Source organism: Rhodoferax sp. GW822-FHT04A08 (assembly GCF_058801025.1).
Window position 1 is genome coordinate 684,757 of record NZ_JBXAMW010000001.1, and the last position, 13,061, is coordinate 697,817.

A 13,061-nucleotide genomic window follows, 5' to 3' on the forward strand; every position below is an offset into this window, starting at 1 on the left:
TTCCCTGGGATGCCGCGTTGGGTCTAGACGCCTTTGACGTCCAGCTTCCAGGGCGTTTTTTCCCAGGCCAGACACTCTTCACGCAGCAGGTGCGCGGATTGTGGATAGCTTTCTGCCCAACCTTCCCGGCACACCAGGCGAATGGTGGTGCCGTTGGCGTCCATGCGCTTGAGGTTCAATCCGTCCAGATCGGGGTCGCGTCGCGCGTGGCACAGGATGACCGCCAGACGCAGGCACACCAGCTGGCACACCAGTTCGGTGTCGGTGAGGGCGTTTTCAAGTTTGCGCAGCTTGCCCCGGTGGCCCAGCACCAGCAGGCTGAGCCGGTGCATCTCGGACAGGGAAAAGCCCATGGCATCTGCGTTGTCCAGGATGTAGGCACCGTGCTTGTGGTAGTCGCTGTGGGAAATATGGCTGCCGATTTCATGCAGTTCAGCGGCCCACAGCAGCTTGCGCAGGGAGCGCTCGACTTCGGTGTCACTCTGCTTTCTGGAACCGCCTGTCAGCTGCGAATGCAGCTGGCTGGCCACCTTGCCAACGCGCTTGCCATGCACCGTATCGACGCCGAACTTCAGCGCCAGGCGGTTCACACTGTTGACGCGCAGATCGCCGCTGTAGCCGGTATTGCCCAGCAGGTCGCAGATCAGACCGTGGCGCAGGCCGCCAGTGGCCATTTCCATGCTCTCGATGTTGAGCAGAGTGAAGATGGCGCGCATCACGCTCAAGCCGCCGCCAATGATGGCCTTGCGGTCTTCGCGCATGCCGGGCATGCGCAGGCGGTCCACCGATTGGGCTGTGACCAGCTTGTCCAGCAGCCAGTCCAGCCCTTCCTTGCTGATGTGACCGCTGGGCCAACCCGCTGCGATCAGCACGTCGCCCACGGCACCGACCGTGCCGGCCGAACCGTAGGCGGTGTCCCAGTGGTCGGGGTGGTAAGCCTCGAATGCCTCGTCGAGCACGGCGGTGGCGGCAACTTCCGCCAGTTCGAATGCCTTGTGGGTGAACTGCCCATCGGGAAAGAAGCGCTTGGACCAGGCAATGCTGCCGACCCGGAAGGACTCCATGACCCTGGGCTTGCGGCCCTGGCCCAGAATCAGTTCGGTGGAGCGGCCACCAATGTCGATGACCAGGCGGCGTTCTTCGGAAACCGGCAGCATCTGGGCCACGCCCTGGTAGATCAGCCGCGCTTCTTCCCTTCCGGAGATCACGTCGATCGGGAAGCCCAGAATCTGGTTGGCACGCTCCAGAAATTCGTCGCGGTTGCGCGCTTCGCGCAGGGTTTGGGTGGCTACGGCACGAACCTCGGAGGGTTTGAAGCCTGCCAGGCGCTCGCCAAAGCGGGCCAGACAATCCCAGCCGGCCTGCATGGCCTGGGGCGTGAGGTTGCGGCTTTCATCCAGGCCGCCGCCCTGGCGCACGGTTTCTTTCAGGTACTCGGCTCGGAGAAATTCACCGTGGTCAATGCGACCGATTTCCAGGCGGAAGCTGTTGGAGCCCAGGTCCACAGCGGCGAGGCGGTTTCCAGATTGCATGAAGTGTGTTGGTAGCTTTGTTTTGCTCGGCGGAGCATAGCACCCGCAAGAAGAAGGGCACCTGGCCGGGGCTGGCCGAAAAGGGTAAAACGGGGTCCGCTGCGCTGGGCAACGGACCCCGGTGCTCTATGCAGCCCATTCCAGGTCCGCAAACGCAGGGCAGAGGAGTGCGGCTTACTTCTTGGCTGGGGGAATCAGCACGGTGTCGATGATGTGCACGACGCCATTGGTTGCGGCGATGTCGGCGGTGGTCACGGCTGCGCTTTCCACGGTCACGAACTCACCCGCCTTGGAAAGCTCCAGCTCGGAACCTTGCAGGCTCTTGACCTTGGAATTCTTGATGTCGGCTGCCACGGATTTGCCAGCAACCACGTGGTAGCGCAGCACATCCTTGAGTTTTTCGGGGTGCTTGGCCAGATCGTCCATGGTCTTGGCCGGAACGGCCTTGAATGCTTCATTGCTGGGGGCGAAGACCGTGAAGGGGCCGGTTCCGTTCAGTGTGTCAGCCAGTCCGGCGCTGCCGATCAGGCCGCTCAAGGTGCTAAGGGAAGGGGTCTTGGCAATGGTTTCGGTCAGGCTGACAGGAGCTGGCACGCTGGCGCAACCAGTCATCAGAGCAGCAAATCCTGCAGCAGCACAAGCAACCAGGCTACGGCGAGAGAAAGAGATCGACATCGAAGGTACTCCTGTAGAAAAGCCCAGAGCGTAAGAAGACTTTGTGACAGAGGTATGACATTTGATGCCATGCTTTGGTGACAAAAGAGTTGTTTGCAACATCCGGCAAATGCGGTTGAATGTCACATGAGTGTCATAAATCTTTCTTAGAGTTCATAGGTTCCTTAAACACAACCTCAAAGGTTAACTATGAAGACGTTGTTCAACCATTCGCTCCTGGCTGTTGCCGCAGTTGCATCTTTCAGCTTTTCCGGCGTTGCAGGCGCCCAGGAAATCACCGGCGCTGGCGCCAGCTTCCCTGCGCCCATCTACGCAAAGTGGGCTTCCGACTACAACAAGGCCACTGGCGTGAAGGTGAACTACCAGTCCATCGGCTCCGGTGGTGGTATCAAGCAGATTGACTCCAAGACCGTCGACTTTGGCGCTTCCGACATGCCCCAGACCGATGACGTGCTCAAGTCCAAGGGCCAAGTGCAGTTCCCCACCGTGATCGGCGGCGTGGTTCCCGTGATCAATGTCAAGGGCATCGAACCCGGCCAACTCAAGCTGACCGGTCAGCTGCTGGGCGACATCTTCCTGGGCAAGGTGACCAAGTGGAATGATCCCGCGATCAAGGCGCTGAACCCCACGCTGCCCCTGCCCGACACCGCCATTGCCCAAGTGCGCCGCGCGGATGGTTCCGGCACCACCTTCATCTTCACCAACTACTTGAGCAAGGTCAACGCCGAGTGGAAGTCCAAGGTCGGTGAAGGCACAGCCGTGAACTGGCCCGTGGGCGCTGGCGGCAAGGGCAACGAAGGTGTTTCCGCCTTCGTGAACCGCCTGCCCAATTCCATCGGCTACGTCGAATACTCCTACGTCAAGCAGAACAAGATGAACTACGCCGTTCTGCAAAATGCCGCAGGCAATTTCGTCAAGCCCGAAGACGACGCTTTCAAGGCCGCCGCCGCCGGTGCCGACTGGAACAAGTCGTTCTATCAGATCCTGACCAACAACCCCGGCAAGGAAGCATGGCCCATCAGCGGCGCCACCTTCATCCTGATGCATGCCAAGCAGGACAAGCCGGCCAATGGTTCCGAAGTCCTCAAGTTCTTCAACTGGGCTTATGCCAACGGTGGCAAGACCGCTGCGGATCTGGACTATGTTCCCCTGCCGGCATCTGTGGTCGCCCTGATCCAGAAGTCCTGGGGTGAAATCAAGGACGGCAGCGGCAAGGCCATTGCGTTCAAGTAATTGAACCGCGGAGGAATCCCGATGTCTTCTACCCTTGCGCATGGGGATTCCCCGGCCGGATTGACAGAAAAAGAAAAGGCGCTCGCCATGACTTCATCCAAAGGCCCGAAGCGGGCGCGCTCTGGTCCGATGGCGGACCGCTTGTTCGGCTTTCTTGCCAAAGGCGCCGCCATTTTCACGCTGGGCCTGTTGCTGGCGATCCTGACCTCGCTGACTATCAGCGCCTGGCCTGCCATCTCCAAGTACGGGCTGGGCTTTCTGACCAGCAAGGCTTGGGACCCGGTGCAAGAAGACTTCGGTGGTCTGGTGATGATTTACGGCACGCTGGCCACCTCCATCATTGCGCTGGTCATCGCCGTGCCGGTGAGTTTCGGTATTGCGCTGTTCCTGACCGAACTGTCTCCCGCATGGCTCAAGCGCCCGTTGGGTACGGCCATCGAGTTGCTGGCGGCCATTCCGTCCATCGTGTATGGCATGTGGGGCTTGCTGATTTTCGGCCCTGTGCTGTCCACCTATGTGCAGCAGCCACTGCAGGCGGCACTCAATGGCGTGCCCTATCTGGGCGCCTTTGTGTCCGGTCCGCCGGTGGGTATCGGCATTCTGTCGGCCGGCATCATCCTGGCCATCATGATCATCCCCTTCATCTCGGCGGTGATGCGCGATGTGTTTGAAGTCACCCCGCCCATGCTCAAGGAGTCCGCCTACGGACTGGGAGCTACCACCTGGGAAGTGGTCTACAAGATTGTGCTGCCCTTCACCAAGACCGGTGTCATAGGCGGCATCATGCTGGGCCTGGGCCGAGCGATTGGCGAGACCATGGCAGTCACCTTCGTGATCGGCAATTTCAACCAGCTGGATTCGGTGAGTCTGTTTCAGGCAGCCAACAGTATTACTTCCGCTCTGGCCAACGAGTTTGCCGAGGCAGGCGAGGGCCTGCACCAGGCAGCCTTGATGTATCTGGGCCTTGTGCTCTTCTTTATTACCTTTGTGATTCTCTCGCTGTCCAAGCTGCTGCTGGCTCAACTGCGCAAGAGTGAAGGGGCCAAATCATGATGTCACCTGAGGTACGTGCCGCGCGTGCGGCCATGTTTGCCAAGCGCAATGTCGTCAACAAAATTGCCACCGGCCTGGCGCTGGCCGCCATGGCTTTCGGCCTGTTCTGGTTGTTCTGGATCCTGTGGGAAACCATTCGCCAGGGCATTGGCGGCCTGAGCCTTGCCACGCTGACGCAGATGACGCCCGGCCCGAATGAAGACGGTGGCCTGCTCAACGCCATTTACGGCTCACTGCTGATGGTGTTCCTGGCCACGTTTGTGGGCACGCCGATCGGTGTCATGGCCGGTATCTATCTGGCAGAGTTCGAACCCAAGGGCTGGCTGGCCAATGTCACCCGTTTTGTGAATGACATCCTGCTTTCGGCACCCAGTATCGTGATTGGCCTGTTTGTGTACGCGGTGGTGGTGCATCCGGTGCATAGCTTCTCCGCTATTGCTGGCGTGATTGCTCTGGCCCTCATCGTCATCCCGGTGGTGATTCGCACTACCGAAAACATGCTGCAACTGGTTCCACCGGGTCTGCGCGAAGCGGCCTATGCGCTGGGTGCTCCCAAGTGGAAGGTGATCCTGAGCATCACCCTTAAGGCAGCCCGCACCGGTGTGATCACCGGCATTTTGCTGGCGGTGGCGCGTATCTCGGGCGAGACCGCTCCCTTGCTGTTCACGGCCCTGTCCAACCAGTTCTGGACCTCCAGCCTGAACCAGCCCATGGCCAGTCTGCCGGTGACCATCTTCAAGTTCGCCATGAGCCCTTATGAGAACTGGCAGAAGCTGGCGTGGGCCGGTGTGTTCCTGATCACATTGGCCGTGCTGGGGCTCAACATCATGGCCCGGGTACTGACGCGCTCCAAATCCTGACAGGCACATTGCCATTCATTGACCCATTTAAGAAAAGATAACGCCATGCCAGCTCTGCCTACCGTTACCGAAAATACCAAGATTGCCGTCAAGGATCTGAACTTCTTCTACGGCAAGTTCCACGCCCTCAAGGGCATCAACATGAACATTCCGGAGAAGAAGGTCACCGCCTTCATCGGACCCTCCGGTTGCGGCAAGTCCACGTTGTTGCGCATCTTCAACCGCATGTTCGAGCTGTATCCCGAGCAGCGCGCCGAAGGCGAAATTCTGCTGGACGGCGAGAACCTGCTGACCAGCAAGGAAGATGTGGCCCTGTTGCGTGCCAAGGTCGGCATGGTGTTCCAGAAGCCCACGCCGTTTCCCATGTCGATCTACGACAACATTGCGTTCGGCGTGAAGCTGTTCGAGAACCTCAATGCAACCGACATGGAAGAACGGGTGGAGTGGGCCCTGCGCAAGTCGGCCCTGTGGACCGAAGTGAAGGACAAGCTGCATCAGAGCGGCAGCAGTCTGTCCGGCGGTCAGCAGCAGCGCCTGTGCATTGCACGCGGCATTGCCATCAAGCCCGAAGTGCTGTTGCTGGACGAACCCTGTTCCGCCCTGGACCCGATTTCCACGGCCAAGGTGGAAGAGCTGATCGTCGAACTCAAGGAAGACTACACCGTGGTCATCGTGACCCACAACATGCAGCAAGCCGCCCGTTGCAGCGACTACACCGCCTATATGTACCTGGGTGACCTGGTGGAGTTTGGTGCCACCGAGCAGATGTTCTTCAAGCCCAACCGCAAGGAGACGGAAGACTACATCACGGGCCGCTTCGGCTGATCATTGACGGATCTAAGGAAACAACCATGCCTGATAAACATTTGTCCACCCAGTTCGACAGTGAACTGACCTCCGTATCCAGCCAGGTGATGGAGATGGGCGGATTGGTCGAGTCACAGATTCGCCACGCCATCTACTCGCTGGCCCAGTTCAACATGGAAGCTGCCGAGCAGGTGTCGGCCAACGAATCGCGCGTCAATGCGATGGAAGTGGAAATCGACCACGCGTTGTCGTCCATCATTGCCCGGCGCCAGCCCACCGCGCGTGACCTGCGCCTGCTGATCGCCATTTCCAAGACCACAGCCAATCTGGAGCGGGTGGGTGACGAGGCGGAGAAGATTGCCCGCATGGTGCGCTCCATCATTCAGAGCGGAGCCCACCGCTCGCTGCCCTCGCTGGAGTTGCGCGTGGCTGCCGATCTGGCCTCTGGCCTGCTGAACAAGGCACTGGATGCTTTTGCCCGCCTGGACGTGAACGCGGCGGTGGCCATCCTCAAGGAAGACGACCTGATCGACGCCGAGTTCGATGGCTTTGTGCGCAAACTGGTGACCTACATGATGGAAGATCCGCGCACCATCTCTCCTTGTCTGGACCTGCTGTTCCTGGCCAAGGCCATCGAGCGTATCGGCGACCATTCCAAGAACATTGCCGAGTTCATCATCTATGTGGTCAAGGGCGAAGACGTACGCCACACCAGCATGGAAAACATCGAGTCGGTGGTTCGATGAGAAATATGCCCGCCGTACTGGTGGTGGAGGACGAACCCTCCATCGCTGAACTGATTGCAGTCAACCTGCGGCACAACGGTTTCCGCACGACCTGGTCCATGGACAGCGCCAGCGCCGAACGCGAGATCGAAGCGTCTGTGCCCGACCTGATCCTGCTGGACTGGATGCTGCCCGGGGAGAGCGGTCTGGTGCTGGCCAAGCGCTGGCGCGCCCATCCCCGTACCAAGGACGTTCCCATCATCATGCTGACGGCGCGTGGCGACGAGGCTGACCGCGTGGCCGGTCTGGATGCCGGTGCGGATGACTACATTGCCAAGCCCTTTTCCACCAAGGAACTGCTGGCGCGCGTGCGCGCCGTCCTGCGTCGCAAGACGCCGGAGCAGGTAGGCGAGAAGATCACGATCGCCGGCTTGTCACTCGATCCGGCAACCTACCGCGTGACCTACCAGGACCAGCCGCTCAAGCTGGGGCCCACGGAGTTCAAGCTGCTGCAGTTCTTTATGAACAGTGCGGAGCGTGTGCACAGCCGTGCGCAATTGCTCGACAAGGTGTGGGGTGACCACGTCTACATAGAAGAGCGTACGGTGGATGTGCACGTCAAACGCCTGCGCGAGGCGCTGGGTGTGGCGGGTCCCATGGTGGAGACTGTGCGCGGTGCTGGTTACCGGATCACAGCGAAACCGCTACAACCGTTGGCGTCCCCCGAAAAATCCGGCGTCTGAGCGGCTACCATTAGCCCATGCTCTGGCGCGTATTTTCATTCTTGGTCTGCCAGGCGATTCCCGCGCTGGCTGTCTGGTTCTTCAATGGCAGCAGCAAGTACCTGACTGCAGAAGTTCTGGTGGCCGCACTGGTTGGCTGCTACATCTGGTTGCTGCTGGACGCCTTGCGCGGCTTGCGGCTGCTCAAATGGTTGCGTGCGGGCGATACGTCCGACATTCCATTGGGCAGCGGCTTGTGGGGTGAAGTGTTTGACCGCATCCGCAAGCTGGTGCGGGCGCGCGAACGCACACTGTCAGAGAGCGAAATGCGCCTGCAGGAATTTCTGGCTGCCCTGCAGGCCTCGCCCAATGGTGTGCTGTTGCTGGACCGTGACGGGCGCATTGAGTGGTTCAACCAAATGGCCTCGACCCATTTCGGACTGGACGCCAAGCGCGACCTGCTACAGCACCTGGGCAATCTGGTGCGTGACCCCGGCTTTGCAGCCTACGCGGCGGCAAAGGACTTCAGCCACGATGTGGTTATGCCGGGGCGCAACAGCTCTGCCACCAAGCCCATCAAGCTTTCGGTGCATATCCACCCCTACGGCGATGGACGCAGCCTGCTGCTATCGCGTGACATCACGGCGCTGGAACAGGCTGAGGCCATGCGGCGCGACTTCGTGGCCAATGTGTCGCATGAAATCCGCACCCCGTTGACGGTGCTGGCAGGTTTTGTGGAAACACTGCAATCGCTGGTACTGGACGAGGAAGAGCGCGTGCGCTACCTGGACTTGATGTCTCTGCAGGCACAACGCATGCAAACGCTGGTCAATGATCTGCTGACGCTCTCGCGCCTGGAAGGCAGCCCGCCACCTGCTGCCACGGACTGGGTGTCTGTAGGCATGTTGATGGCCCAGTGCGAACAAGATGCGCATGACCTGTCGCTGATTCTGTGGAGCACACCACACGAGTTGCACTTTATCGGGACTGACAGCCTGGAAATTGCCGGCTCCAGCCTGGAGTTGCACAGCGCCATGTCCAACCTGATCGGCAACGCCATCCGCTATTCGCCGCATGACAAGGTCATCGAGGTGCGCTGGGAAACCTTGCCGGATGGTGGTGCAGTGTTCAGCGTGGTGGACCAGGGGCAGGGCATTGCGCCGGAACACATTCCCAGACTGACGGAGCGCTTCTACCGGGTGGATCGCAGCCGTTCCCGAGAGACCGGTGGCACCGGGCTGGGCCTGGCCATTGTCAAGCACGTATCCCAGCGCCATGGTGCCGAGCTCAGCATAGAGAGCACACCGGGTAAGGGCTCGCGCTTCGCCATCAGCTTCCCGTCACAACGGGTGCGCGTGCGCGAGCACGAACTGGCCTGAGTCAACAGGCGCTATCGGCGCCTGAAAAGCAGAATGGTTTCGTTGCCGTCGGCCGGATGGCGCAACTGGGCCTGCAGGTTCCACTGCGTGCTATCGACCCAGCGCGGCGGTGACATGTCTTCCATGGGTTCCGATATCAGCCAGGGGCATTGGGCCTTGGCCTGCATGGGACGCAACTGCAGCTTGCCATAGAACTGGAATGCGGCAATCTTGCTGGCACCCAAGCCCAGGGTCTCGACACAGCCTACCGGCTGAATCCGCTCCAGCGTATGGGCTACGAGTGCGTTGTAGCTTTGCGTGTAGTTCAGCAGGGGCATCCACAGCGTCATCAGCAGCGTCCAGCACAGAGCCGCGCCACTGGCGGGCAGCGCCAGGCTCTTCCAGATCGCGGCACGGTGCCGTCCCACTCGCCACTTGACCAGCCGCGCCCACACCAGGGTGGCACCCAGCGCCAGCACAAAGGCCAGCACGTTGAAATGCGGCTCAAAGCCGGGGGCCAGGCGGGCCACGTTGGCGGCTGGCTGGCTCGGAAAGCCGGTCTGCATGGCAATCCACACCACCCAGATGGTGAAGCCGCAACCGCAGAAGAACAGCAAGGTAAACCAGTCGATCAGGGCCGCGACCTGCCGCTTCAGCGTGGGTAGTGCAAAGGCGGCCAGCGCGGCGAAAGCAGGCAAGCCCAGCAGCAGTGTGCGGTCCGGTGAGCCCGTTGTAAGGGTGGAGCCCAGCGTCACCAGCACATACCAGAGCGGCCATGCCAGATGGCGACTGATCTCCCGGCTGAACAATTGCCGTCTCCAGCGCCACATAGTCCAGAGCGCCAGGGGCCAGGCCGGCCAGATGAACCAGGTGAGCAACTGCATGGCGCCGTTGAACTCGGCCAGCGTGGCCTTGGGTATTTCCACTTTCCAGCGCCAGAGGTCCAGACGCAGGCTCAGATACGCACTGGCCCCGGCGGCACACAGGAGCAACAGTGCGCTCAGCCCCTTGCGCGGGTCTTGCTCATCGGGCGCCGCTTCATGGTTGCGGTCCAGCAGATGGATGGCAGCCCCACCGCCCAGAAAGAGCAGGGCCAGTGTCGGGGCACCACTCAGGGCCAAGCCCAGCACGCCCGAAATCGCGCACAGCAACGCCGTACGGGGGTGGTAGTGCAGCGCCGATACCGCATAAAACAGCAGGCTGGCAAATCCCAGTTGTGCCAGCGCCGGTGTGGTTTCGTGTCCCAGTTGCGCTAGACCCAGGCAGGCCATGAACGCCAGCAATCCCCCGTCTGCCATGGCACGGGCGTAATCCTTGGGTTGCGCCTCGCCGCCAAAGGCAAATGCGACGGGCTGCGCCCTTGGGCTGCGTGCCAGGTAGTAGGTGCCATACCAGGTACAAGCCAGCGCCAGCACCAGCAGCAAGAGGAACGGTAACCGTACGGCAAAGTCTGCATCCAACCAACCCGGGCTCCATTGCATGAACCAGGCACCTAGCCAATACGGCAGCAGGGAAGGATTCTCGGGCGCTCGCCCCATCAGAGTGGGATGCAGCCACGACGCAGTGCCCTGAACCAATTCAGCCATGAACCCCAGACCCGTGATGTCTGCGGTCTTCCAGGCATCTCGACCGACAAAGCCGGGCAGCACGTAGGCCAGGCACAGCAGCAGCAGGGAGCCGCGCGGCAGCCGCCTGACGGCGGCCTGGGCAACGATGGCGGGATTGGGTGAGTTCACGTGATACGGCAAAGGTACTTCTTGGGCATTAAAAAAAGCAGCGCGGAAACCCGGGCTGCTTTTTCAATGCGGTTCAGGCCAAAACCTGAATACGGCTTACTTCGCTGCGGTCTTGCCGAAGCGGTTGCGGAACTTCTCAACGCGACCACCCATGTTGTCCACGGATTTCTGTGTGCCGGTGTAGAAGGGGTGCGATTCACTGGTGGTATCGAGCTTGAACAGAGGCAGCTTGCGGCCATCTTCCATGTCGATCATTTCCTTGGTGTTGGCGCAGGAACGGGTCACGAACTTGAATCCATTGGACATGTCCTGGAAACACACTTCGCGGTAGTTGGGGTGAATGCCTTCTTTCATATCTTCTCCATCAGTTGCGCTAGCCGCACCAGCCTATTCCGGTGTACTTGTCGCGTAAAGCCTCAAATTATAACCTAACTCGCCATTGCAATGAATGTTTCGCCGCCGGGCCGCCCCAAGGCGAAACGCGGCCCCCTCGGGGGGCAGGGAGCCACATGCAATGGGCGACCGTGGGGGCTAGGCCTATCCGCCCCGACGCATCATGTCGAAGAACTCGTTGTTGGTCTTGGTGGCGCGCATCTGCTTGAGCACCATCTCCATGGCTTCCACTTCGTCCATGTTGTAGAGGAACTGGCGCAGTATGCGGGTCTTTTGCAGGATTTCCGGCTGCAGCAGCAGTTCCTCGCGGCGGGTACCGCTGCGGTTGAGCTGGATGGAAGGGAACACGCGCTTTTCGTACAGGCGGCGGTCCAGGTGGATTTCGGAGTTGCCAGTGCCCTTGAATTCTTCAAAGATCACTTCGTCCATGCGGCTGCCGGTGTCCACCAGCGCCGTGGCGATGATGGTGAGCGAACCGCCTTCTTCCACATTGCGGGCTGCGCCCAGGAAGCGCTTGGGGCGTTGCAGCGCGTTGGCGTCCACACCGCCGGTCAATACCTTGCCGGAGGAGGGCACCACGTTGTTGTAGGCGCGGGCCAGACGGGTGATGGAGTCCAGCAGGATCACCACGTCCTTCTTGAGCTCGACCAGGCGCTTGGCGCGCTCGATCACCATTTCGGCCACGTGCACGTGGCGGGCTGCGGGTTCGTCGAAGGTAGAGGCAATCACCTCGCCCTTGACGGTGCGCTGCATTTCAGTCACTTCTTCAGGGCGCTCGTCGATCAGCAGCACCATCAGATAACTTTCGGGGTAGTTGGCCGAAATGGCGTGTGCAATGTGCTGCATCATCACCGTCTTGCCGCTCTTGGGCTGGGCCACGATCAGGGCGCGCTGGCCCTTGCCGATGGGGGCGATGATGTCGATCACGCGACCGGTGATGTTTTCCTCACCCTTGATGTCCTGCTCCAGCTTCATCTGCACCTTGGGGAACAGCGGCGTCAGGTTTTCGAACATGACCTTGTGCTTGTTGCCTTCGGGCGCTCCGCCGTTGACCTTGTCCAGCTTGTTCAGTGCAAAGTAGCGTTCGCCATCCTTGGGCGTACGCACTTCACCTTCGATCATGTCGCCGGTATGCAGATTGAAGCGGCGTACCTGGCTGGGGCTGATGTAGATGTCGTCGGTGCTGGCGGTGTAGCTGGTGTCTGGGCTACGCAGAAAACCAAAACCGTCCGGCAGGATTTCCAGCACGCCATCGGCAATGATCTGCTCGCCGGTACGGGCGCGCTTCTTGATGATGGCGAACATCAGCTCCTGCTTGCGCATGCGGCCGGTGTTTTCGATCTCAAGCTCTTCAGCCTGTTTCAAGACTTCGGACACGTGCAGTGCCTTGAGTTCATTTAAGTGCATGGAATGGGTCCCGTTAGAGGGTTAACCGAAATGTCGGAAGAAAACCGGAATAAATCGAGTTTCAGGGGAATAAGGGGAGAGGCAAGGGGGGTGGCTAGGCCTCAGTGTTCTACGCCGTGTGGGCGCCTGTCCTTCAAAGGAATCAGTGAACGGGCCTGATTATGACAGGAAAAAACGGCCGTGCTGCTGTGGCACGGCCGTGGGAGCAAATGGCAGGATCAGGCCAGTTGCTGGTCGATGAATGCGGTCAGCTGCGCCTTGCTCATGGCGCCTACCTTGGTGGCGGCCAGTTGGCCGTCCTTGAACAGCATCAGGGTGGGGATGCCACGGATGCCGAACTTGGCGGGAATGTCGCGGTTTTCGTCCACATTCATCTTGGCAATCTGCAACTTGCCCGCATAGCTGGTGGACACCTCGTCCAGGATCGGGGCAATCATCTTGCAAGGGCCGCACCATTCAGCCCAGTAATCCACCAGCGTGGGTTGGGATGCTTGCAGAACGTCGGCTTCAAAAGTGGCGTCGGTAACGTGTTTGATCAGATCGCTGGCCATGGGCTTTCC

The 13,061-nt window shown here is 60.2% G+C and carries 13 protein-coding genes; 7 read left to right on the plus strand and 6 right to left on the minus strand.

Translation table 11 applies throughout. The features are described from left to right. Positions 1–23: 23 nt before the first annotated feature. The gene (locus tag AC1RMF_RS03195) at positions 24–1,532 is read right to left on the minus strand and encodes a Ppx/GppA phosphatase family protein (protein WP_342617138.1); all 1,509 of its coding nucleotides are present in this window, start codon (positions 1,530–1,532) and stop codon (positions 24–26) included. 174 nt (positions 1,533–1,706) lie between these two features. Then, complete coding sequence (locus tag AC1RMF_RS03200) at positions 1,707–2,207, minus strand: fasciclin domain-containing protein (protein WP_342617139.1); 501 nt, start codon at positions 2,205–2,207, stop codon at positions 1,707–1,709. Positions 2,208–2,396: 189 nt separating this feature from the next. On the opposite strand from AC1RMF_RS03200, the gene pstS reads away from it, so the two are divergent. From pstS to phoR, 7 genes are read left to right on the plus strand one after another with little or no spacing between them, the layout of a single operon-like run. Continuing rightward, the gene (gene pstS / locus AC1RMF_RS03205) at positions 2,397–3,440 is read left to right on the plus strand and encodes a phosphate ABC transporter substrate-binding protein PstS (protein ID WP_342617140.1); all 1,044 of its coding nucleotides are present in this window, start codon (positions 2,397–2,399) and stop codon (positions 3,438–3,440) included. A gap of 21 nt (positions 3,441–3,461) precedes the next feature. Beyond that, the gene (pstC, locus tag AC1RMF_RS03210; RefSeq protein ID WP_446737922.1) at positions 3,462–4,493 is read left to right on the plus strand and encodes a phosphate ABC transporter permease subunit PstC; all 1,032 of its coding nucleotides are present in this window, start codon (positions 3,462–3,464) and stop codon (positions 4,491–4,493) included. Beyond that, positions 4,490–5,353, plus strand: coding sequence for a phosphate ABC transporter permease PstA (gene pstA / locus AC1RMF_RS03215; RefSeq protein ID WP_446737923.1), 864 nt, complete (start codon positions 4,490–4,492; stop codon positions 5,351–5,353). Before pstC ends, pstA begins: the two co-directional genes overlap by 4 nt. A 45-nt stretch (positions 5,354–5,398) precedes the next feature. Next, entirely contained in the window at positions 5,399–6,178 is a 780-nt protein-coding gene (gene pstB, locus AC1RMF_RS03220; RefSeq protein ID WP_342617141.1) for a phosphate ABC transporter ATP-binding protein PstB, read from the plus strand. A gap of 26 nt (positions 6,179–6,204) precedes the next feature. Further along, positions 6,205–6,906 (plus strand): phosphate signaling complex protein PhoU, encoded by a 702-nt coding sequence (phoU, locus tag AC1RMF_RS03225; protein ID WP_342617142.1) that lies wholly within the window; start codon positions 6,205–6,207, stop codon positions 6,904–6,906. Further along, complete coding sequence (gene phoB, locus AC1RMF_RS03230; RefSeq protein WP_342617143.1) at positions 6,903–7,628, plus strand: phosphate regulon transcriptional regulator PhoB; 726 nt, start codon at positions 6,903–6,905, stop codon at positions 7,626–7,628. The genes phoU and phoB overlap by 4 nt, the downstream gene beginning before the upstream one ends. 17 nt (positions 7,629–7,645) lie before the next feature. Beyond that, positions 7,646–8,986: a phosphate regulon sensor histidine kinase PhoR gene (phoR, locus tag AC1RMF_RS03235; protein WP_342617144.1), complete on the plus strand. Its 1,341-nt coding sequence runs from the start codon at positions 7,646–7,648 to the stop codon at positions 8,984–8,986. A gap of 11 nt (positions 8,987–8,997) precedes the next feature. Here the strand turns inward: phoR and AC1RMF_RS03240 are convergent, their stop codons facing one another. The 4 genes from AC1RMF_RS03240 to trxA all read right to left on the minus strand — a co-directional run bounded on the left by AC1RMF_RS03240 (position 8,998) and on the right by trxA (position 13,052). Continuing rightward, positions 8,998–10,701: a hypothetical protein gene (locus tag AC1RMF_RS03240; protein ID WP_493139489.1), complete on the minus strand. Its 1,704-nt coding sequence runs from the start codon at positions 10,699–10,701 to the stop codon at positions 8,998–9,000. A gap of 96 nt (positions 10,702–10,797) precedes the next feature. After that, entirely contained in the window at positions 10,798–11,055 is a 258-nt protein-coding gene (locus AC1RMF_RS03245; RefSeq protein ID WP_138516054.1) for a type B 50S ribosomal protein L31, read from the minus strand. Positions 11,056–11,238: 183 nt separating this feature from the next. Beyond that, positions 11,239–12,501 carry a transcription termination factor Rho gene (gene rho, locus AC1RMF_RS03250; protein ID WP_342617146.1) on the minus strand — a complete coding sequence of 421 codons (1,263 nt, stop codon included), beginning with the start codon at positions 12,499–12,501 and terminating at the stop codon, positions 11,239–11,241. 218 nt (positions 12,502–12,719) lie between these two features. Next, positions 12,720–13,052 (minus strand): thioredoxin TrxA, encoded by a 333-nt coding sequence (trxA, locus tag AC1RMF_RS03255; RefSeq protein WP_342617147.1) that lies wholly within the window; start codon positions 13,050–13,052, stop codon positions 12,720–12,722. Positions 13,053–13,061 lie beyond the last annotated feature (9 nt).

Coding starts and splice junctions, on each gene's coding strand:
- pstS (WP_342617140.1), top strand. CDS start 2,397: ATGAAGACGTTGTTCAACCATTCGCTCCTGGCTGTTGCCGCAGTTGCA.
- pstB (WP_342617141.1), top strand. CDS start 5,399: ATGCCAGCTCTGCCTACCGTTACCGAAAATACCAAGATTGCCGTCAAG.
- trxA (WP_342617147.1), bottom strand. CDS start 13,052: ATGGCCAGCGATCTGATCAAACACGTTACCGACGCCACTTTTGAAGCC.
- AC1RMF_RS03200 (WP_342617139.1), bottom strand. CDS start 2,207: ATGTCGATCTCTTTCTCTCGCCGTAGCCTGGTTGCTTGTGCTGCTGCA.
- AC1RMF_RS03195 (WP_342617138.1), bottom strand. CDS start 1,532: ATGCAATCTGGAAACCGCCTCGCCGCTGTGGACCTGGGCTCCAACAGC.
- AC1RMF_RS03245 (WP_138516054.1), bottom strand. CDS start 11,055: ATGAAAGAAGGCATTCACCCCAACTACCGCGAAGTGTGTTTCCAGGAC.
- phoB (WP_342617143.1), top strand. CDS start 6,903: ATGAGAAATATGCCCGCCGTACTGGTGGTGGAGGACGAACCCTCCATC.
- pstC (WP_446737922.1), top strand. CDS start 3,462: ATGTCTTCTACCCTTGCGCATGGGGATTCCCCGGCCGGATTGACAGAA.
- phoU (WP_342617142.1), top strand. CDS start 6,205: ATGCCTGATAAACATTTGTCCACCCAGTTCGACAGTGAACTGACCTCC.
- phoR (WP_342617144.1), top strand. CDS start 7,646: ATGCTCTGGCGCGTATTTTCATTCTTGGTCTGCCAGGCGATTCCCGCG.
- pstA (WP_446737923.1), top strand. CDS start 4,490: ATGATGTCACCTGAGGTACGTGCCGCGCGTGCGGCCATGTTTGCCAAG.
- rho (WP_342617146.1), bottom strand. CDS start 12,501: ATGCACTTAAATGAACTCAAGGCACTGCACGTGTCCGAAGTCTTGAAA.